The sequence below is a fragment of the Cellulomonas algicola genome (assembly GCF_003851725.1).
GTDB classification, from domain to species: domain Bacteria; phylum Actinomycetota; class Actinomycetes; order Actinomycetales; family Cellulomonadaceae; genus Cellulomonas; species Cellulomonas algicola.
In genome coordinates, this window is record NZ_BHYL01000102.1 from 1 (window position 1) to 18070 (window position 18070).

Annotated in this window: 19 protein-coding genes; 7 read left to right on the forward strand and 12 right to left on the reverse strand. The window is 74.8% G+C overall.

Features of this window, described 5'->3' with window-relative positions; genetic code table 11:
* The 4 genes from CTKZ_RS22180 to hemE all read right to left on the reverse strand — a co-directional run.
* Window positions 1-181: hypothetical protein (locus tag CTKZ_RS22180; RefSeq protein WP_210766391.1), on the reverse strand; the 181-nt coding region annotated here is incomplete at its 3' end.
* On the reverse strand, window positions 178-1155 hold the full coding sequence (hemC, locus tag CTKZ_RS07790) for a hydroxymethylbilane synthase (protein ID WP_124342419.1): 978 nt from the start codon (window positions 1153-1155) through the stop codon (window positions 178-180). The genes CTKZ_RS22180 and hemC, both read right to left, overlap by 4 nt.
* Before the next feature lie 256 nt (window positions 1156-1411).
* Window positions 1412-2827, reverse strand: a complete 1416-nt coding sequence (hemG, locus tag CTKZ_RS07795) for a protoporphyrinogen oxidase (protein WP_124342420.1) — start codon at window positions 2825-2827, stop codon at window positions 1412-1414.
* The gene (gene hemE / locus CTKZ_RS07800) at window positions 2824-3888 is read right to left on the reverse strand and encodes a uroporphyrinogen decarboxylase (RefSeq protein ID WP_124342421.1); all 1065 of its coding nucleotides are present in this window, start codon (window positions 3886-3888) and stop codon (window positions 2824-2826) included. The genes hemG and hemE overlap by 4 nt, the downstream gene beginning before the upstream one ends.
* Before the next feature lie 45 nt (window positions 3889-3933).
* Between hemE and CTKZ_RS07805 the strand changes: the two genes are divergently transcribed.
* Complete coding sequence (locus tag CTKZ_RS07805; protein ID WP_200829673.1) at window positions 3934-5232, forward strand: glutamyl-tRNA reductase; 1299 nt, start codon at window positions 3934-3936, stop codon at window positions 5230-5232.
* Window positions 5233-5406: 174 nt separating this feature from the next.
* On the opposite strand, the gene CTKZ_RS07810 is transcribed toward CTKZ_RS07805, so the two are convergent.
* The 5 genes from CTKZ_RS07810 to CTKZ_RS07830 form a co-directional block, all read right to left on the reverse strand.
* Window positions 5407-6258, reverse strand: coding sequence for a UCP033725 family protein (locus CTKZ_RS07810; protein WP_210728402.1), 852 nt, complete (start codon window positions 6256-6258; stop codon window positions 5407-5409).
* A 467-nt stretch (window positions 6259-6725) separates the two neighbouring features.
* A complete protein-coding gene (gene purB / locus CTKZ_RS07815) occupies window positions 6726-8183 on the reverse strand; it encodes an adenylosuccinate lyase (protein ID WP_124342423.1) in 1458 nt (485 codons plus the stop codon).
* Window positions 8184-8312: 129 nt separating this feature from the next.
* Complete coding sequence (locus CTKZ_RS07820) at window positions 8313-8684, reverse strand: PIN domain-containing protein (protein ID WP_235843395.1); 372 nt, start codon at window positions 8682-8684, stop codon at window positions 8313-8315.
* 5 nt (window positions 8685-8689) lie between these two features.
* Entirely contained in the window at window positions 8690-8947 is a 258-nt protein-coding gene (locus tag CTKZ_RS07825) for a type II toxin-antitoxin system Phd/YefM family antitoxin (protein ID WP_124342425.1), read from the reverse strand.
* Between the two features lie 46 nt (window positions 8948-8993).
* Window positions 8994-9959 carry an EamA family transporter gene (locus CTKZ_RS07830; protein ID WP_200829674.1) on the reverse strand — a complete coding sequence of 322 codons (966 nt, stop codon included), beginning with the start codon at window positions 9957-9959 and terminating at the stop codon, window positions 8994-8996.
* A 328-nt stretch (window positions 9960-10287) separates the two neighbouring features.
* Here CTKZ_RS07830 and CTKZ_RS07835 point away from each other — a divergent pair, with 328 nt between their 5' ends.
* Both CTKZ_RS07835 and CTKZ_RS07840 read left to right on the forward strand, forming a co-directional pair.
* The gene (locus CTKZ_RS07835) at window positions 10288-10542 is read left to right on the forward strand and encodes a hypothetical protein (RefSeq protein ID WP_124342427.1); all 255 of its coding nucleotides are present in this window, start codon (window positions 10288-10290) and stop codon (window positions 10540-10542) included.
* Entirely contained in the window at window positions 10539-12086 is a 1548-nt protein-coding gene (locus tag CTKZ_RS07840) for a lipase family protein (RefSeq protein WP_124342428.1), read from the forward strand. The genes CTKZ_RS07835 and CTKZ_RS07840 overlap by 4 nt, the downstream gene beginning before the upstream one ends.
* A gap of 76 nt (window positions 12087-12162) precedes the next feature.
* Here CTKZ_RS07840 and CTKZ_RS07845 read toward each other — a convergent pair whose 3' ends face one another.
* A complete protein-coding gene (locus tag CTKZ_RS07845) occupies window positions 12163-12543 on the reverse strand; it encodes a phage holin family protein (RefSeq protein ID WP_124342429.1) in 381 nt (126 codons plus the stop codon).
* On the opposite strand from CTKZ_RS07845, the gene CTKZ_RS22595 reads away from it, so the two are divergent.
* Window positions 12542-13282 (forward strand): DUF6318 family protein, encoded by a 741-nt coding sequence (locus CTKZ_RS22595; RefSeq protein WP_225916126.1) that lies wholly within the window; start codon window positions 12542-12544, stop codon window positions 13280-13282. The two genes, CTKZ_RS07845 and CTKZ_RS22595, sit on opposite strands and share 2 nt — an antisense overlap.
* Window positions 13283-13330: 48 nt before the next feature.
* Here CTKZ_RS22595 and hisC read toward each other — a convergent pair whose 3' ends face one another.
* Complete coding sequence (hisC, locus tag CTKZ_RS07855; RefSeq protein ID WP_124342431.1) at window positions 13331-14398, reverse strand: histidinol-phosphate transaminase; 1068 nt, start codon at window positions 14396-14398, stop codon at window positions 13331-13333.
* Between the two features lie 168 nt (window positions 14399-14566).
* Window positions 14567-15103: a hypothetical protein gene (locus CTKZ_RS07860; protein WP_124342432.1), complete on the reverse strand. Its 537-nt coding sequence runs from the start codon at window positions 15101-15103 to the stop codon at window positions 14567-14569.
* 242 nt (window positions 15104-15345) lie between these two features.
* Here CTKZ_RS07860 and pdhA point away from each other — a divergent pair, with 242 nt between their 5' ends.
* From pdhA to CTKZ_RS07875, 3 genes are all read left to right on the forward strand, one after another.
* Complete coding sequence (gene pdhA / locus CTKZ_RS07865) at window positions 15346-16506, forward strand: pyruvate dehydrogenase (acetyl-transferring) E1 component subunit alpha (RefSeq protein WP_124342433.1); 1161 nt, start codon at window positions 15346-15348, stop codon at window positions 16504-16506.
* Window positions 16503-17534: an alpha-ketoacid dehydrogenase subunit beta gene (locus CTKZ_RS07870; RefSeq protein WP_235843397.1), complete on the forward strand. Its 1032-nt coding sequence runs from the start codon at window positions 16503-16505 to the stop codon at window positions 17532-17534. Before pdhA ends, CTKZ_RS07870 begins: the two co-directional genes overlap by 4 nt.
* Before the next feature lie 97 nt (window positions 17535-17631).
* Window positions 17632-18070: biotin/lipoyl-containing protein (locus tag CTKZ_RS07875; protein WP_307720291.1), on the forward strand; the 439-nt coding region annotated here is incomplete at its 3' end.

Consider the following 18070-nt stretch of genomic DNA (forward strand, 5'->3'; position numbering starts at 1 on the left):
CAGCCGGGCTCACGCCCGCGGCGGGCCGCGGGACCAGGACGCGCCACCCCGCCAGCGGGCCGGCCGCGGCCGGGACCGAGCGGTGTGCGTAGCCGGCGGCGCCGCTCCCCGTGCTCGCGGTGCGGGCAGAGGTGCCCGCCGTGCTCACGGTGCCGTCGACGGGAGGCTGCCGGGCGGTCATCGTGCGTGCCCGAGGTCGGCGAGGTCGGCGGCGCCGATCGCGAGGAGGTCGTCGGCGACCGTCGCGCCGAGCGCACGGGCCGCGAGGGCGTCCTCGGCGGGCGTGCCGCCGAGCGTCGTGCTGCGGCGCTGCCGGAGGGCCGCGCTGCCGTCGGTGCGGACGACGACCGCCTCGAGCGTGAGCGCGTCGCCGTCGAGCGTCGCGAGCGCGCCGACCGGGGCTGCGCACCCCGCCTCGAGCCGGGCGAGCAGCGCACGCTCGGCGAGCACCGCGACCCGCGTCGGACGGTGGTCGAGGGCGGCGAGCGCGCCGGCCAGCGGCGTCGCGAGGTCGGTCGTCAGGCCGGTCGCGCGGGTCTCGACGGCGAGCGCGCCCTGCCCCGGTGCGGGGAGCATCACGTCGGCGTCGAACAGCTCGGTGACGGCCTCCAGCCGCCCGATGCGGGCCAGACCCGCACGCGCGAGGACGACCGCGTCGAGGTCTCCGGGACCGGTGGCCGACCCGGCGACGCGGCCGAGCCGGGTGTCGACGTTGCCGCGGATGTCCACGACGTCGAGGTCGGGACGGGCGCGCAGCAGCTGGGCGGCGCGGCGCGGCGAGCCGGTGCCGACCCGCGCGCCGTCCGGCAGCCCGGCGAGCGTGAGGCCGTCGCGTGCGCAGAGGGCGTCGCGGGGGTCCTCCCGCACCGGCACCGCCGCGATGACGAGCCCGTCGGCGTCGCCGGTCGGCAGGTCCTTGAGGGAGTGCACGGCGACGTCGCAGCGTCCGTCGAGCAGCGCGTCGCGCAGCGCGGTGACGAACACGCCGGTGCCGCCGAGCGTGGCGAGCGAGCCGGTGAGGCGGTCACCGTCGGTGCGGACGCGCACGGTCTCGACGTCGAGGTCGCCGTGCGCGGCGAGGGCGTCGGCCACGTGGCCCGTCTGGGTCAGCGCGAGCGTGCTCGCGCGCGTGCCGATGCGGACGTGCTGGGGCATGCCGCCCAGTGTCCCTCGCCCCGGTGGCCGGTGTCGAAGCGTGAGCGTGGTTCGTGGTAATGCTCACGTGAACGGTGTGACATCGAACTGACAGGCTGTCAGAAAATGCGTCGTCCCGCCGATTCCCCGAGCCTCCAGAATGTCGTGCGTCACGATTTCCCGCGGGTGACGACAACTTGTCAGAAAAGCGTCTCGGGAAATGTGAGGTAATCCTCACCGCTGCGCGCGAGCGGGGTCAGGCCCGAGCCGATCCGCGTCAGGTGACGAGTGCCGTCGCGGCCGCCCGCGCGTCCGGGATGACCGACGCGAGACCGTTGCCCGCGGTCCACGCCCCGCACACCGCCACGCCGGGCAGCGCCGCGGCCGCCGCGCGGACCTGCGCGACGGCCTCCCGGTGCGCCGCGCTCGGCCGGGGCAGCGCCTGCGTCCAGCGCACGACCGCGCTGCCGGCCAGCACCGAGCGGTCCAGGCCGACCCCGAGCAGCACCGAGGCGTCCCGCAGAGCCAGGTCGACGAGCGCGTCCTCGTCGTCGGGGACCCGGTCGACGTCGCCCGCCCGCCCGTACGACAGGCGCACCACGTGCCGCCCGGCCGGGACGGTCCGCGCGAGCCACGGCCACTTCGCGGTCGCGTGCGTGAGCGCCTTCGCGGTGACGTCCGACGCCTCGCGCGCCACCAGCACGCCCGTGCCGCGCGGCGCGGCGCGGAGCGCCGGGGCGTCCACCACGAGCGTGACCAGGGTGACCACGGCGCCCGCGTCGAGCGGCGGCAGCGCCGCGCCCGGTGAGTGCTCGGCGAGCAGGTCGGCGGCCGCCGGTGAGGCGAGCACCACGCGGCGGCTGCGCAGCGTCGTGCCGTCGTCGAGCTCGACGTCGTACGGCTGCCCGTCGGGCCCGTCCGCGGCGACCCCGGTGAGCGCCCGCAGGCGACGCGCGCGCGCGCCGGTCCGGACCTCGGCGCCCTGCGCCCGGAGGTCGGCGACGAGCGTGTCGACCAGCACGTGCAGCCCGCCCTCGAGGCCCTGCACCGCCGACCCGGCGGGCGCCGCCGCGCGCAGGGTCCGCACGGCCCGCGTCAGGGAGCGCGACTCGCGCAGCGCGGCGGGCAGCCCGGGCGACACCGCGCCGACGTCGAGGTCGTCGGGGTCGGACGCGTGCACGCCCGCGACGACGGGACGCACGAGCCGGTCCAGGACGCGCACCCCCAGCCGTGCCCGGACGAGTGCGCCGAGCGACGACGCCGACGCCCCGACCCGGGCGGGCAGGACGCGGTCGAGCGACGCCCGCAGCGCTCCGACCAGGCCGATCGTGCGGCGGACGTCGGCCGCGAACGGCTCCGACGGGATCCCGAGCAGCCCGGTCCGGGGCAGCGGGCCGTCGCCCGACGGCAGGTGCACCCACGACCCGTGCGACGCGGGCAGGCACACGCGGCCGGCCAGCCCGAGGTCGTCGAGGTAGGCCGCGACCGTCCCGCCGCGCGTCGCGAAGGACTCCGCACCCGCGTCGAGCCGCAGACCCGCGACGGTGTGCCCGCGGACGGCGCCGCCGGGCTCGGTGTCGGCGTCGAGGACGACCGTGCGCAGCCCGGCCGCGGCCAGCTCGCGTGCGGCCACCAGCCCCGCGACGCCGCCGCCGACGACGACCGCGTCCCAGGTCGGGCCGCCCGTGGTCACAGCGAGTGGACGAGCCCGACCAGGCGGGTCAGGACCTCGGGGTCGGTGTCCGGCGGGACGCCGTGGCCCAGGTTCACGACGTGCCCGGGCGCCTGCTGGCCGCGCGCGACGACGTCGCGCACGTGCGCCTCGAGCACGGGCCACGGCGCCCCGAGGAGCGCGGGGTCGATGTTGCCCTGCAGGGGCGTGCGCCCGCCCAGGCGGCGGTTCGCCTCGTCGAGCGGCAGCCGGTGGTCGACGCCGACGACGTCCGCGCCGACGTCGCGCATCGCGACCAGCAGCTCGCTCGTGCCGGTGCCGAAGTGCACGCGGCGGACGTCGAGGTCGGCGATCGCGGAGAGCGCGTGCGCCGACGCGGGCGCGACGTGCGCGGTGTAGTCGGCGAGACTCAGCGAGCCCGCCCACGAGTCGAAGAGCTGGGCCGCGCTGGCGCCCGCGAGCACCTGCGCCCGCAGGAACGCGCCCGTCACCTCGGCCGTCCAGGACGTCAGGGCCGTCCACGTCTCCGGGTCCGCGTGCATGAGCGTCCGGGCAGCCAGGTGGTCGCGCGACGGGCCGCCCTCGACGAGGTACGCGGCGAGCGTGAACGGCGCACCCGCGAAGCCGATCAGCGGCGTGCTCCCCAGGCCCGCGACCGTGCGTGCGACACCCTCGGTCACCGGTGCCAGACGCTCGGGCGTGAGCGGGCCGAGGTCGCGCAGCGCCGCGACGTCCGCCGCCGTGCGCACCGGTGCGCCCATCACCGGACCGACGCCCGGCTTGATCTCCACGTCGACGCCCGCGAGCCGCAGCGGCACCACGATGTCCGAGAAGAAGATCGCCGCGTCCACGTCGTGCCGCCGCACCGGCTGCAGCGTGATCTCGCTCGCCATCTCCGGGTCGAGGCACGCGTCGAGCATCGCCGTCCCGGCCCGCAGCGCGCGGTACTCGGGCAGCGACCGACCCGCCTGGCGCATGAACCAGACGGGGCGCCGCGAGGGCCGCTCGCCGGAATACGCGCGCACCAGCGGAGAATGCGCGGTGCGGCCGTCGGCGAGGGGATGTGTGACGGGAAGAGGCACCCCTCGATTGTGCCCGACAAATGTCGGGATGATTGAATCGGGGACGTGGTGCTGCTGTCCCTGGTCGCCAGTCACCACGACCTCGACCTCGCCGTGCTGGAGCGTCTCTCGTCGGACGTGCACGCCGTGGGTCGCGAGCTCGTGCGCGCGTCCACCCCCGTCACCGGTGCCGTCGTTCTCGCGACGTGCAACCGGTTCGAGCTGTACCTGGAGGTCGGCGACGTCGACCAGACGCCCGCCGCCCTGGCCGCGGCGTCGCAGGCCGTCGCCACGCGCTCCGGGTACGACCCCGACGAGGTCCTCACGCACCTGCGCCCCCTCACCGGCACCGCGGCGGGCGAGCACCTGTTCGCCGTCGCGAGCGGGCTCGAGTCGATGGTCGTCGGCGAGCGCGAGATCGCCGGGCAGGTCCGCCGCGCCCTGACGACCGCGCGTCGCGACGGCACCACGACGTCCGCTCTCGAGTCCCTCTTCCAGGCCGCGTCACGCGTGTCCCGTGCCGTCGAGTCCGAGACCGGGCTCGGCGCCGCCGGGCGCTCCGTCGTCGGTGTCGCCCTCGACATCGCCGAGCGCGGGCTCGTGCCGTGGTCCGAGGTCTCGTGCGTGCTCGTCGGGACCGGCTCCTACGCCGGCGCGACGCTCGCCGCGCTCAAGGCCCGGGGGTGCACCGACGTCCGCGTCTACTCGCCGAGCGGCCGGGCGGGGCAGTTCGCGTCGGCCCGCGGCGTCCGGGCACTGCCCGCCGGTGCGGACCTGGCCGCCGAGCTCGGCGGCGTCGACCTCGTCGTCGCGTGCAGCGGAGCCGCGGGTGCGGTCCTGCAGGTGGACGCGCTCGCCGCCGCGCGCGCGCACGTCGACGCCCGTCCGCTCACCGTCGTCGACCTCGCCCTGCGGCACGACGTCGACCCCGGCGTCCGGCACCTGCCCGGCGTCCGGCTCGTCACGCTGCACACCGTCGCGGAGCACGCCCCCGCGGAGCACGCGGCCGTCGAGTCCGCGCGGCAGATCGTCGTGTCCGCGGCGGACGCCTACGAGGCCGACCAGCGTGTGCGCGAGTGGAACCCGGCGGTCGTCGCGCAGCGCACGCGCGTGCTCGGCGGGCTCGAGGCCGCACTGGCCGCCCTGCCGGAGGACGCCCGCGACGAGCGGGCCGAGCGGTCGCTGCGCCGGCGCACCCGGTCCACGCTGCACGCCCCGACCGTCCGCGCACGGGAGGCGGCGCGGGCCGGTGACGCGGTCGCGTACGCGGCGGCGCTCGCGGAGCTGGCGGCGATCGAGGTCCCGACGGTCGTGGGGACGGGCGCCGGCCCGGTGGCCAGGACCGTGGGCGCGGCGGCCCGCTGACCCTCCGGCCGTCCGTACCAGGGGCGTCGGTGCGGGCGGACCCACACGTGTCAGCGAGGTGCACACCCCGGACATGGTGCGTGCCGGGCCTGGACGGGGGGGAGGGCCAGGCCCGGCACGCGTTCGAGAGGGATCACAGCGGGGGGATCGCCGCTCCCTCGGTCCGTGCGGTCGTCAGTACGCCACCTGGTGCCGCTGCGCGGCGGGCCCGGGGGCCCAGGTGTGCGGGACGACCTGGTTGGTCTGGATGTCGGTGAGCTCGGCGGCGTAGACGATTCCCTCGTACACACCGGCCTCGACGCGCTCGAGGTGCAGGCGCTCGGCGCGCTCGATGTCGTCGCCGAGGTGCGAGATGCGCGCGACGACGTAGCGCTGCGCGTCCTGCCACTGGTCGACGACGCGGACGGACAGGCCGTTCCAGCGGGCCGTCAGGTCGAGCTCGAACAGCTCGGTGACGTCCTCACGGGCGACCCGGCGGTACCAGCGTCCCGAAGGCGCCTGGTGGAAGCCGGTCTCGGCGAGCGGCGGGTTGGCGAGCGCGAGGACCACGGTGTGGCCGCCGTCGACGACGTCCGCCTCGAGGTACGCGCCGTGCCACTTGGCGACGGGTCCGACGCAGCGTGAGAGCGATGCCAGGGCCGGACGCCGGGCGCCGAGCTGCGTGACGGTCCACCCGGTGCCGACGTCGCCGTAGCGGGCGAGCAGCGTCGCGGTGCCGTCCTCGTAGACGCGGATGAGCTCGGCGCCCGGGGGGATGCGGGAGTGCCGGAGCCACCACAGCGGGAGGATGTAGCCGGGGACGTCGCGGTACTGGAGCTGCGGCGAGGACTCGAACCGCAGGATGTCGATCGACCGGTCCCAGGGGCTGAAGGGCGAGCCCTCGTACCCGAGGCCGTGCACCTCGAAGAGCTGTGCCGGGGTGGTCGCGAAGCCGACGTCCTCGGCGCGCACCACGTAGCCGGCCACACGGTCGTGCCCCGCGGTCAGGATCGCGCGGGTGAGCGCTGGTGTGATCGCCTTCTGCATGAGGGTCACGGTGGGCATCCTTGCCGGGAAGAGGGAGGAACCGGAGGAACAGGACGGATCGGTGCACGATTGTGCAGCCCTTCACGGGCACCTGTCCAGATCGCGTCACCCGTCCGTGTGCCACCGGTGTGCTTCCGCAGGTCAGGAGCGATGAGAGCGTTCCCGATCGAAGCGGTTCGACCAGATGAGAGCACGGTGAGAATCGGTCGAAACGTTACGGACGCATGGACCTGCGGCTTTGCTGGAAGCGCTCTCGCCGACGACGCGTCGAACTGTAGCGCGAACGGCGCAACGAGATCGATTTACCCGAACTGTCCGATTCACTCGTTCGGCTCGGACCAGCCTCGGGGCGCGCCAGGGACGACGATCGTCCGCGCACCGCCCCGCCGTCCGGGACCTTCGTCCCGACGCCACGGACGACGCGCGTCTCGACCCGAGGAGCCGACCGCGCGAGGAGCGCGAGCCGGTCAGTGGTCGAGGTACGCGACCAGCTCCGACGCGAGCCCCGTGTACGACGCGGGCGACAGCGCCTGCAGGCGTGCCGCGACGTCGTCGGGCAGCCCCAGGCCGCCGATGAACTCGCGCATGTCGTCCGCCGTCAGCCGGCGCCCGCGCGTCAGCTCCTTGAGCCGCTCGTACGGGTTCTCCATGCCGGTCACCCCCGCGACGGACGCCGCACGCATCGCGGACTGCACCGGCTCGCCGAGCACCTCCCAGTTCTCGTCGAGCTCGCGCGCGAGCAGGTCCGCGTCCACGTCGAGCGCCCGCAGGCCGCGGCGCACGTTGTCGATCGCGAGCAGCGAGTGCCCGAACGCCGGGCCGATGTTGCGCTGCGTCGTCGAGTCGGTCAGGTCGCGCTGCAGCCGGCTCGTGACCAGCGTCGACGCGAGCGTGTCCAGCAGCGCCGACGAGAGCTCCAGGTTCGCCTCCGCGTTCTCGAACCGGATCGGGTTCACCTTGTGCGGCATGGTCGACGAGCCCGTCGCACCCGCCACCGGGATCTGGATGAAGACCCCGCGCGAGATGTACGTCCAGACGTCCGTCGCGAGGTTGTGCAGCACCCGGTTGAACCGCGCGACGTCGGCGTAGAGCTCCGCCTGCCAGTCGTGCGACTCGATCTGCGTCGTCAGCGGGTTCCACGTCAGGCCCAGGTGCTCGACGAACGTGCGGCTCACGACCGGCCAGTTCGCGCCCGGCACCGCGACGACGTGCGCGCCGAACGTCCCCGTCGCGCCGTTGATCTTGCCGAGGAACTCGTCGGACGCGATCCGCCGCAGCTGCCGCCGCAGCCGGTGCGCCAGCACCGCGAGCTCCTTGCCCAGCGTCGTCGGCGTCGCCGGCTGACCGTGCGTCAGCGCGAGCAGCGGCTGGTCCTTGTGCTCGTGCGCGAGGGCCGCGACCTCGTCCGTCAGCGCCGTCGCCGCCGGGAGCCACACGTCCTGCACCGCACCCCGCACCATCAGCGCGTACGACAGGTTGTTGACGTCCTCGCTGGTGCAGCCGAAGTGCACGAGCTCGCTCGCGCCGGGCAGCACCGTGTCGTCGCCGAGCGTCGCGGGCGCGTCGGCCAGGCGCTTCTTGAGGAAGTACTCGACCGCCTTCACGTCGTGCACCGTGACGCGCTCGATCTCCGCCAGCTCCGCGACCTCCGCCGCGCCGAACGTCGTCACGACGTCGCGCAGGTACTGCTCCTCGGCCGCGGACAGCGTCGGCGCGCCCGGCACCACCTCGTGCCGCGTCAGGTGGATCAGCCACTCGACCTCGACGTGCACCCGCTCGCGGTTGAGCGCCGCCTCCGACAGGTGGTCCACCAGCGGGGCGACCGCCGCGCGGTACCGGCCGTCCAGCGGGCCGAGCGCGATCGCGGGGGACGCGTCGGCCAGACGGACGCGCGCGGACGGGGCGGTGACGTCGGGGGAGGACATGCCGCCATCATCCCAGAGCGGCCCCGCGGTCCGTCGGCGCGTCCGCCGGACTGCGGTCGTCGCACGGCGGAGGATCGGGCTGGCAGTGGTGACGAGGCTGGTGCGGCTCGCCCGGACCACGCGGTGGGGCTAGGGCTCCCGCACCTCGACGAGCTCACGCACCCCGACGAAGTCGTCGAGGTTGTGGGTGAGCAGCGCCGCGTCGTGCGCGTGAGCCGTCGCCGCGATCAGCAGGTCCATCTGACGGGCCCGGGGCTGCCGCCCGCCCGCACGCACCGCCGCCGCGATCGCACCGTAGCTCGCGGCGACGGTCGCGTCGACGGGGAGCGCGGTGAACGTCCGCTCGACGGCGGCCAGCCGACGGAGCCGCTCGGGTCGACTGTGGTCGGTGGCCACGAGAACGCCGTAGTGGAGCTCGGCGAGAGTCACCGCGCTGATCGCGTACTCGCCGTCGGGTGACGAGGTGAACGCCTCGGAGATCAGCACCGAGGTGTCGAGCACGTACCTCACGCGACGGGGCCGCGGCCGTCGAAGGGGTCGCGGAAGGAGTCGTCGAACGCGTCCCGCTCGAGAGAACCGTAGTCGGCGCCCGTCCAGATACCCGCGACCGCGTCGCCGCGCTGCCAGCTCGCTGCCGCGGCGGGCACGAGCTCGGCCACGCGGCGTCCGCTCACCGTCACCCCGATGTGCTCGCCGGCCTCGACCCGACGCAGCACCGCAGACGCGTTCTGGCGGAGCTCGCGAAGCCCGACAGAGGAAGACACGGGACCACCGTAGCGCTTGTGCTACCTCGCGTCGACCGGGAGGTGGTCAGGGGGCGACGGTGTCCGGGAGGACGCCCGCGGGCTCGTCGGCGGGGCGGCGCTGGCGGGCGGTCTCGGCGAGGACGACGCCGCCGAGGACCACGGCGCCGCCGACGAGCTGCACCACCGTCATGACCTCGCCGAGGAACACCCACGCGGACGCCGACGCGGCGACGGGCTCGACCATCCCGAGCAGCCCGGCGCGCGCGGGGCCGAGCGACCGGATGCCGACGAGGAAGAGCAGGTACGGCACGACGGTGCCGAGGACGACGATCCAGACGACGAGCAGCCACAGCGGCGGGGCGACGGTGCCGGGGACGTCGACCGCGTCGTCGAGCATCCCGTACGGGTAGGTCCACACGGGCTGCAGGACGACCCAGAACAGCGCCGCGAACGCCATGGTCCACGCGTGCGTCGACAGCGGGTCGCGCGCCGTGAGGAGCTTGTCGCCGAGCAGGTAGTAGGCCGCGAGGGACACCGCGGCGCCGGCCGCGGCGAGCAGTCCCAGCGCGTCGAGCACCACGCCCTCGCCGACCTGCGCGACGAGCGCGAGCCCGCCGAGGCACGCCACGAGCGCCCACCACACGCGACGGTGCACGGCCTCCTTGAGCACGAACCGCGCCCAGAGGGCGACGAGGAGGGGAGCGGTGTACTCGATGAGCAGCGCGATGCCGACGGGCAGCCGCGAGATCGCCGTCAGGTAGAGCCACTGGACGAGCGCGACGCCGACGACGCCGAGAACCGCGAGCGACACGAGCTCGCGCCGGTCGCGCAGCCGCAGCCGACGGGCGCCGACGACGAGGACCGCCGCGACGAGCACGACGGCCGACCCGACGCACCGGATCTCGACGAGCCGGGTGGGGCTGAGGCCGGCCTGCATCGCGAGCTTCGCGACCGTGCCGTTGACCGCGAACAGGAGCGACCCGACGACGACGGCGAGCACGCCGAGCGGCGCGGGGAGGCGGTGGGGCACGTGCGCACGGTAACCCGGTGGTCCACCCCGGACGGGCGTCGCCCCGCGGGGCCGGTGGCTTGTTGCTCCGCGTGCACGAGGCGGAGCCTGGGTCGCGGGTCGCGGGTCGCGGGTCGCGGGTCGCGGGTCGCGGGTCGACGGCGCGACTTCCGGCGGGTCGACGGCGGACGTCCGGTGCTGGTGGAACGGGTCGGTGCCTGTGTCGGTGTCGGTGTCCGGCCGTGCGTGGTGGCATCGAGCCGTCCACAGCCCGGACCTGAGCGCGCCCGTCCACCAGCGCCGAGCGAGGATCGACGCGGCCTCGTCCTCCGCTCCTAGCGTCCCCGACATGGCCAGCGCGATCGCACCACACGTCCGCACGGCGCGCCTTCATGTCGACGAGGCGCGCCGGCTCGTGCTCGCCGCGCGTCGCGTCGAGTGGCGGTCGCCGACCGTCACCCGGTACCTGCACGCGCTCGACGACCTCGACGCCCGGCTGCGGCGCACGGCCGACGCGATCGAGGTCGCCGAACGGGCCGCACACACCGCCGACGCGGCGGCGACGGCCGGACCGGCGGGCGGTCTCGTGGGTGGTACCTGGTGAGCGACGGCGGGCTGACGATCGTCGGAGGCGGGCGCCCCGACGTCGTCGACACCGCGGAGATGCACCGGGCGGGGACGATGCTCGACCGCGTCGCCGACCACCTCGACGTCGCCGACCGCGCGCTCGCGGTCGCAGTCGACACCGCTCGGCCCGCGCTCCTGACTGCCGAGGGCAAGGCCGCGTCCGCCGCGCTCCACGCCGTTCGGGAGGGGCCCGCGTCGCCGCGTCGCTGGGCGGACGAGGCACGAGCCCTGGGGCGTCGCGTCCGTGCCGCGGTCGTCACCTATGACTCGGCCGAGTCCGGGGTGCACCGGCTGATGCGCGTCGTCGTCGGCGGCGAGCCGGTGCTCGACGCGCTGCTCCCTGCGCTGCCGCTGGTCCGTCCGCTGCTCGGTGTCGCCGCCGCCGGCGTGGCCTCGGTCGCGGTGCGTGCCGTCGCGCTCGACACCGCCGTGCGCGCTGCGTGGGCGTGGCCGTCGGGTCGCGCCGACGACGTGGTGCGCGAGCGCATGCGGGCCCTTCAGCGGCTCACCGCCGTGCTCGTGGCCGACGGGCGGGCCGAGCTGTTGACCCTCGGGCTCGCGACCACGCTCCTCGGGCCGACGGCCTCACGCGTGCCACCGGACCTGCGGGTGCCCATGCTCGTCCGGCGGCTCGCGTGGCTCCTGCCCGAGCCGAGCCCCACGGTCGTCGTGCCGCGCGTGGGTGCGGCGCAGCTCCCCGTGCCCCGGGACCTCGCCATGGTCGTCGCGAACATCGCGCTCAGCTATCGCGACGGGTCGGTGGCGGCGGTGCCAGGGACGCCGGACGGCACGGTCTCGATCCAGCGGCTCGTCAAGCCCGACGGTTCGGTGTCGTGGGTCGTCGAGATCCCGGGGACGCAGTCGCCCTCGCTGAACGGGGTCAACCCGATGGACGCCGGGACGGACGCGCTGCTCGAGGCAGATCTGCCGGAGTCGATGACGCCGGCGGTGATCGAGGCGATGCGGCTCGCGGGCATCCGGGAGGACGACCCCGTGATGCTCGCGGGCCACAGCCAGGGCGGGATGGTCGCGACCAGTGTGGCCACGGCCCTCGCGGGGACCTACCGGATCGCCGCCGTGCTGACGGTCGGGTCGCCGGACATCCCACGCGGACCGATGCCTGCGGGGGTCCAGGTGCTGCACGTCCGCGACAGCGGGGACATCGCGCCGCAGAGCGACGGGCGGCCCGACCGCGGGTCGCGGAACGTCCGCGTCGTCACGGGCGACGCCCAGGAGGCGGGAGCACCGGCGGTCCGGAACCTCGTCGAGGCGCACAGCGTCGCCCGGTACGTGCGCCTGACCGAGGCCGTCGAGGCCGAGCTCGACGACCCCCAGCTCCGCGACTTCGCGCGAGCCGCGGAGACGGTGCTCGGACCGCCGGGCACCACCGCGACGACCCTCCAGTTCGTCGCCACGCGCGACCCGGACGTCGTCGCCACCGACCCGCTCACCGGGCTGCCACGCCCCGACCGGCTGGCGCAGGGCGGCCCGCTGACCGCGCCGCCGGGGAGGTCCGGATGAGGCCGGCCGCGCCGCAGGCGCCGCAGACCGCAGCCCTCGGCAGAGGGACGACCACAGCGTCCGTGGTGCCGAGGGGTCAGTCCCGGTCGCCGGGGACGATGACCGAGAGGACGAAGCTCACGATGGAGATGATCAGCGCCCCCAGCACGGCGGTGCCGAAGTTGTCGATGCGCAGGCCCCAGCTCGTCTGCTCCGTGATCCACGCGGTGAGCATGAGCATCAGGGCGTTCACGACCAGCGTGAACAGGCCGAGCGTCAGGATGTACAGGGGGATCGACAGGAACGCGACGATCGGCTTCACCACCGCGTTGACGATCCCGAAGACGAGCGCGATGAGCAGGATGATCGCCACCTGCTCGAGGTTGGAGTCGGCACCGACGATCGTCAGGCCCGACAGGACGAGGGTCGCGAGCCAGATCGCGACGCCGTTGATCAGCACCCTCACCACGAACGACATGCGTCGATCCTGCCATCGGCACCCGCTCGCGTGCGCCTTGTCGGAGCGGCTCGTCGGGTCGGGACGCGCCACCGGGCGACGTCACGCCACGCGGCTCGCCGTGGTGTTGGCGGCGACAGCCGCGTTGACGGCATGCACAGGACCCGCGCCGACCGCGAGCACCGATGCGTCGACGGCGCTTGTCGCGACTGCCGCGCCGACCCGCGACGCGCCGACCCGTGACGCGTCGCGGCGACCTGCGCGGCCTGAGCGGACGACGTCCGGCGAGTCATCGACGGAACGCGTCCTGCCCGGCCGGGCGGCTCCCGCGCCGGAGCAGCCCGCCGCGATGGCCGTCGGCGACAGCACCGGAGCCCTCGCGGCCGTCGAGCACGTCCTCGTCCTCTGGACGCACGCGCGGACGACGGGCTCCGTCGCGGCGCTGGAGGGGACGTACGCGGACACGTGCGGCATCTGCGTCGAGGTCGCCGAACGGGTCGTCACGCTCGCCGCGAGCGGCATCACCGAGGTGGACGGTGGGCTGACGCTCGTCGACCCGGCGACGACCGAAGCCGTCCCGGGATCGTGGTACGCGGTCACCGCAGTGCTGGTCGAGGACGACGCACAGCTCGTGGACGCTGACGGGGCGGCGGTCGGCGGCGTCATCGACGGCGGTCGGTACGACATGCTCGCCACGCTCAGCTGGTACGAGGGGACGTGGCGCGTCGAGTCGATGACCCTGTACGCGACGACGTCGTGACGCTCACCGTGGGTCCGGACCGAGGGTCGCGTCGTCTCCGGGCGGCGCTCAGCGGCGGTGGGCGTCCGCCGCGACCTCGAGGAACAGGTCCGTCGCCTCGGGCTCGCCGACGCTCACGCGGACGCCGTCGCCCGCGAACGGGCGGACGAGCACCCCCGCGCGCGTGCAGCGCTCCGCGAACGACGAGGCGTGGTCGCCGAGGGGCAGCCACACGAAGTTCGCCTGCGAGTCGGGGACCGTCCAGCCCTGCGCACGCAGCCCGTCGAGCATGCGCGTGCGCTCGGCGACGATCGCGTCGACGCGGTGCAGCAGCTCGTCACGGGCCCGCAGCGACGCGAGCGCGGCGAGCTGCGCGACGTGCGAGACGCCGAACGGCGTCGACGCCGCGCGGATCCCCGTCGCCAGGCGAGGGCGGGCCACCGCGAAGCCGACCCGCAGACCGGCCAGGCCGTAGGCCTTCGAGAACGTGCGCAGGAGGACGACGTTGGGGTGCTCCGCGAACACCGCGAGCCCGTCGGCGGCACGGTCGTCGCGGACGAACTCGACGTACGCCTCGTCGACGACCACGAGGACGTGCGACGGGACGGCCGCGAGGAAGCCCGCGAGCTCGTCGGCGTGCACCGCCGGGCCTGTCGGGTTGTTCGGCGTGCAGACCAGCACGGCCTTGGTCCGCGGCGTCACGGCCTTCGCCATCGCCTCGAGGTCGAGCCGCCCGTCGGCACCGACGGGGACGCGCACGCCTTCCGCCCCGGCGAGCGAGACCGCGATCGGGTACGCCTCGAACGACCGCCACGGGAAGACGACCTCGTCGCCCGCCTCGCACACCGCGGTGAGCACGTGACCGAGGGCCGCGACCGAGCCGCAGCCCGTGACGACGTTCTCCGGGGCGACGCCGAGCGACGTCGCGATCGCCTCGACCAGCTCGGTCGCGTACATGTCCGGGTACCGGTTGGCGTCGACGGCCGCGTCCGCGATCGCCGCGACGACGGACGGCAGCGGGGGGTACGGGTTCTCGTTCGACGACAGCTTGTACGCGGCCGCGCCGACGGGGGCGCGAGCCCCGGGGACGTACGGCGGGAGGTCGGCGAGGGCCTTGCGCAGCGGGACTCGGCTCACGGCTCCAGCATGCCACCGGGTCGCAGGCCACCCGACGCCGACGGGCCGGTCGGCGAGACGGCATGCAGGTGGGACGACGGTCGGGAAGGAGCGAGCGCGGGATCCGGGCAGGTGAGGGCGAGCGAGCGGGTCCCGGGATGAGGGCGAGCAGGCGGGACGGCGACCTCGTCAGGCGATGGAGCGGCGGCGGACCGAGGCGCGGACGGTCGGGCGGGCGGGCTGGGCGTGCGGCAGGGCGACGCGCGGCCGGCTCCGGAGCTCCTCGGGCGTCGGCGTGGGCAGGCGGTCCTGGAGGTGGGCGAGCACCTCCATGAGGTTCGCGATGTCCCCCTCGACCGAGTCGTCGTCGCTCTCCCCGGCAGGGATGCGCACGGTCACGCGGGCGGTGGGAGCTGAGGCATGTCCGGCGCGGGTGACGTCCTGTTCGACGTGGTCGGACGCCGGGGCGCCCGCCTCGGTGGGGGTCATGGCGGCGGGGTCGCCCGACCAGGGCGTCGCTGGGAGCGGTGCGTGCGTGACCGTCACGCCGAGCGCCGTCAGGAAGGCGGTCGCGCGGTGGACGGTGAGAGCTCGGTCCTCGAGCTCGAGGGCGGTCAGGGCGAGCCGCACGTCGTGCTCGGACACGACGTGCGCGGCCGCGACTGCGGGGGAGGAGTCCGGTGGCGTGGTGGTGCCGCCGGTCGTGCCGGTCTCGTCGTCGCGCATCGTCGGGCCCCTTCCCGCGGTGGCGCTCACCGCCTCACCCCTGTCATCGGCTGGTCACGGGGGGTTCTGTGAGGACGCGACCGGCTGAAAACCGCCGAGGGGGTCTGTAGGGGTTCCACAACGCGTCCGGACGAGCCTTGTTCGTCGGGTTCGCGGGCAACCTACGCATGCGTAGCCTACGCTGACGTAGGTTCGAGCCAACGACCCGGACTGCCCGACCACGAGCGGCCACCGCCGCCGGCGTGAAGGAGAACCGCGTGAGCCAGACCAGCCCGCCGACCGACGACGGTCTCGTCCAGCTGCTGACTCCCACGGGTGAGCGTGTCCCGCACCCCGACCTCGACGCCCGCGTCGCGCACCTTGACGCCGACGGCCTGCGCGCGCTGTACCGCGACATGGTGCTCGTCCGCCGCTTCGACACCGAGGCGACGTCGCTGCAGCGTCAGGGGGAGCTCGCCCTCTTCGCGCAGGGCCTCGGTCAGGAGGCCGCGCAGATCGGCTCGGCGCACGCGATGAGCCCGCGCGACCACGTCTTCCCGAGCTACCGCGAGCACGGCGTCGCGCACGCCCGCGGTGTCGACCTCGCGCAGGTGCTGCGCCTGTTCCGCGGCATCGACCACGGCGGCTGGGACCCGGTCGCCCACGGCTTCCACCTGTACACGCTGGTGATCGGCTCGCACACGCTGCACGCGACGGGCTACGCGATGGGCCTGCAGCGCGACGGCCTGGTCGGCACGGGCGACCCGGACCGGGACGCGGCGGTCGTCGTCTACTTCGGCGACGGCGCGACGTCGCAGGGCGACGTCAACGAGGCGCTCGTCTTCGCCGCCGTGAACAACGCGCCCGTCGTGTTCTTCTGCCAGAACAACCAGTGGGCCATCTCCGAGCCGACGACCAAGCAGGCGCGCGTGCCGCTCGCCGACCGCGGACCCGGGTTCGGTGTCCCGTCGGTGCGCGTCGACGGCAACGACGTCCTCGCGACCTACGCCGTCACGCAGCAGGCGCTCGAGCGCGCGCGCACCGGCGGCGGCCCGACGTTCGTCGAGGCGTTCACCTACCGCATGGGCGCGCACACCACGTCGGACGACCCCACGCGCTACCGGTCCAGCGCGGAGGAGGAGTACTGGCGCCGCCGCGACCCGATCGACCGCCTGCGGCTGCACCTCGAGCAGCTCGGTGAGCTGTCGGCGGAGTTCGTCGAGCAGGTCGCTGACGAGGCCGACGCGCTCGGCGAGCGCATCCGCACCGAGGTGCGGGCGATGGGACGCCCGTCGTCGGCGTCGATGTTCGAGCACGTCTACGCCACGCCGCACTCCGTCGTCGAGGGCGAGCGGGCCTGGTTCGAGCGGTACGAGGCGTCGTTCACGGACGCCGGCCAGTCGCGGGAAGGGAGCCACCGGTGAGCACGACCACGACCGAGGTGCGCGCGGCGGACGCCGGCACCCGCGGCACGCAGCGTCTGACGTTCGCGAAGGCCATCAACCTGGGCCTGCGACGCGCGCTCGAGAACGACCCCCGCGTGCTGCTCATGGGCGAGGACATCGGCAAGCTCGGCGGCGTCTTCCGCGTGACGGACGGCCTGCAGAAGGACTTCGGCGAGGACCGCGTCGTCGACACGCCGCTCGCGGAGTCCGGCATCGTCGGCACCGCGATCGGCCTGGCACTGCGTGGCTACCGCCCGGTGTGCGAGATCCAGTTCGACGGCTTCGTCTTCCCCGCGTTCGACCAGATCACGACGCAGCTGTCGAAGATGCACTACCGCTCGCAGGGCCGCCTGACGCTGCCCGTCGTCATCCGCATCCCGTACGGCGGGGGCATCGGCGCGGTCGAGCACCACTCCGAGTCGCCCGAGGTCCTGTTCGCGCACACCGCAGGCCTGCGCGTCGTCAGCCCGTCCAGCCCGGTCGAGGCGTACCGGATGATCCAGCAGTCGATCACGTCGCCCGACCCGGTGATCTTCTTCGAGCCCAAGGGCCGCTACTGGGAGAAGGGCGACGTCGACCTGGACGCGCCCGCCGACGGCCCGCTGCTCGACAAGGCGCGGATCGTGCGCGCGGGCACCGACGTCACCGTCGTGGCGTACGGGCCGACCGTGCAGACCGCGCTCAAGGCCGCCGAGGCCGCCGCCGCCGAGGGCACGAGCGTCGAGGTCGTCGACCTGCGCGCGCTGTCCCCGCTCGACACCGCGACCGTCGCCGAGTCGGTCCGCCGCACCGGCCGCTGCGTCGTCGTGCACGAGGCCCCCGTGCTGTACGGGACGGGCGGCGAGGTCGCGGCCCGCATCACCGAGGAGTGCTTCTACCACCTGCAGGCGCCGGTGCTGCGCGTCGGCGGGTTCCACGCGCCGTACCCGGTCGCGAAGGTCGAGCACGACTACCTGCCCGGTCTCGACCGGGTCCTGGACGCCGTCGAGCGCGCACTCGCGTTCTGACGGCTCTGCCCGCGCCGCTGCGTCGCCACCCCTGACGCGGCGGCGCGGGCTCACCCGACCCGCTCGCCGACCGCCCCCGTCCGAGGAGGACCCGCACGTGCCGACCTACCAGCAGTTCCCGCTGCCCGACGCGGGCGAGGGCCTGACCGAGGCCGAGATCGTCGCGTGGCACGTGGCGGTCGGGGACGCCGTCGAGGTCAACCAGACCATCGTCGAGATCGAGACGGCGAAGTCGCTCGTCGACCTGCCCAGCCCGTGGACGGGTGTCGTCTCGGCGATCCTCGTGGAACCCGGGCAGACGGTCGACGTCGGCACCCCGATCATCGAGATCGACACCGACCCGACGGGCGAGCCACCCGCGCCCGGTTCGGGGCGCGGCGGCGCGATCGAGCACGGGCACCGCGGCGGCGGCGACCGGCACGCGGGCGTCGAGCCGGGCGGTGCCGACGAGGTCGCGGCGGTGCGCGAGCAGGCCGAGGCGGCGCGACGTGCGGCGGAGCAGCAGGCGCGTGAGGAGTACGCCGCGGGACTCGACG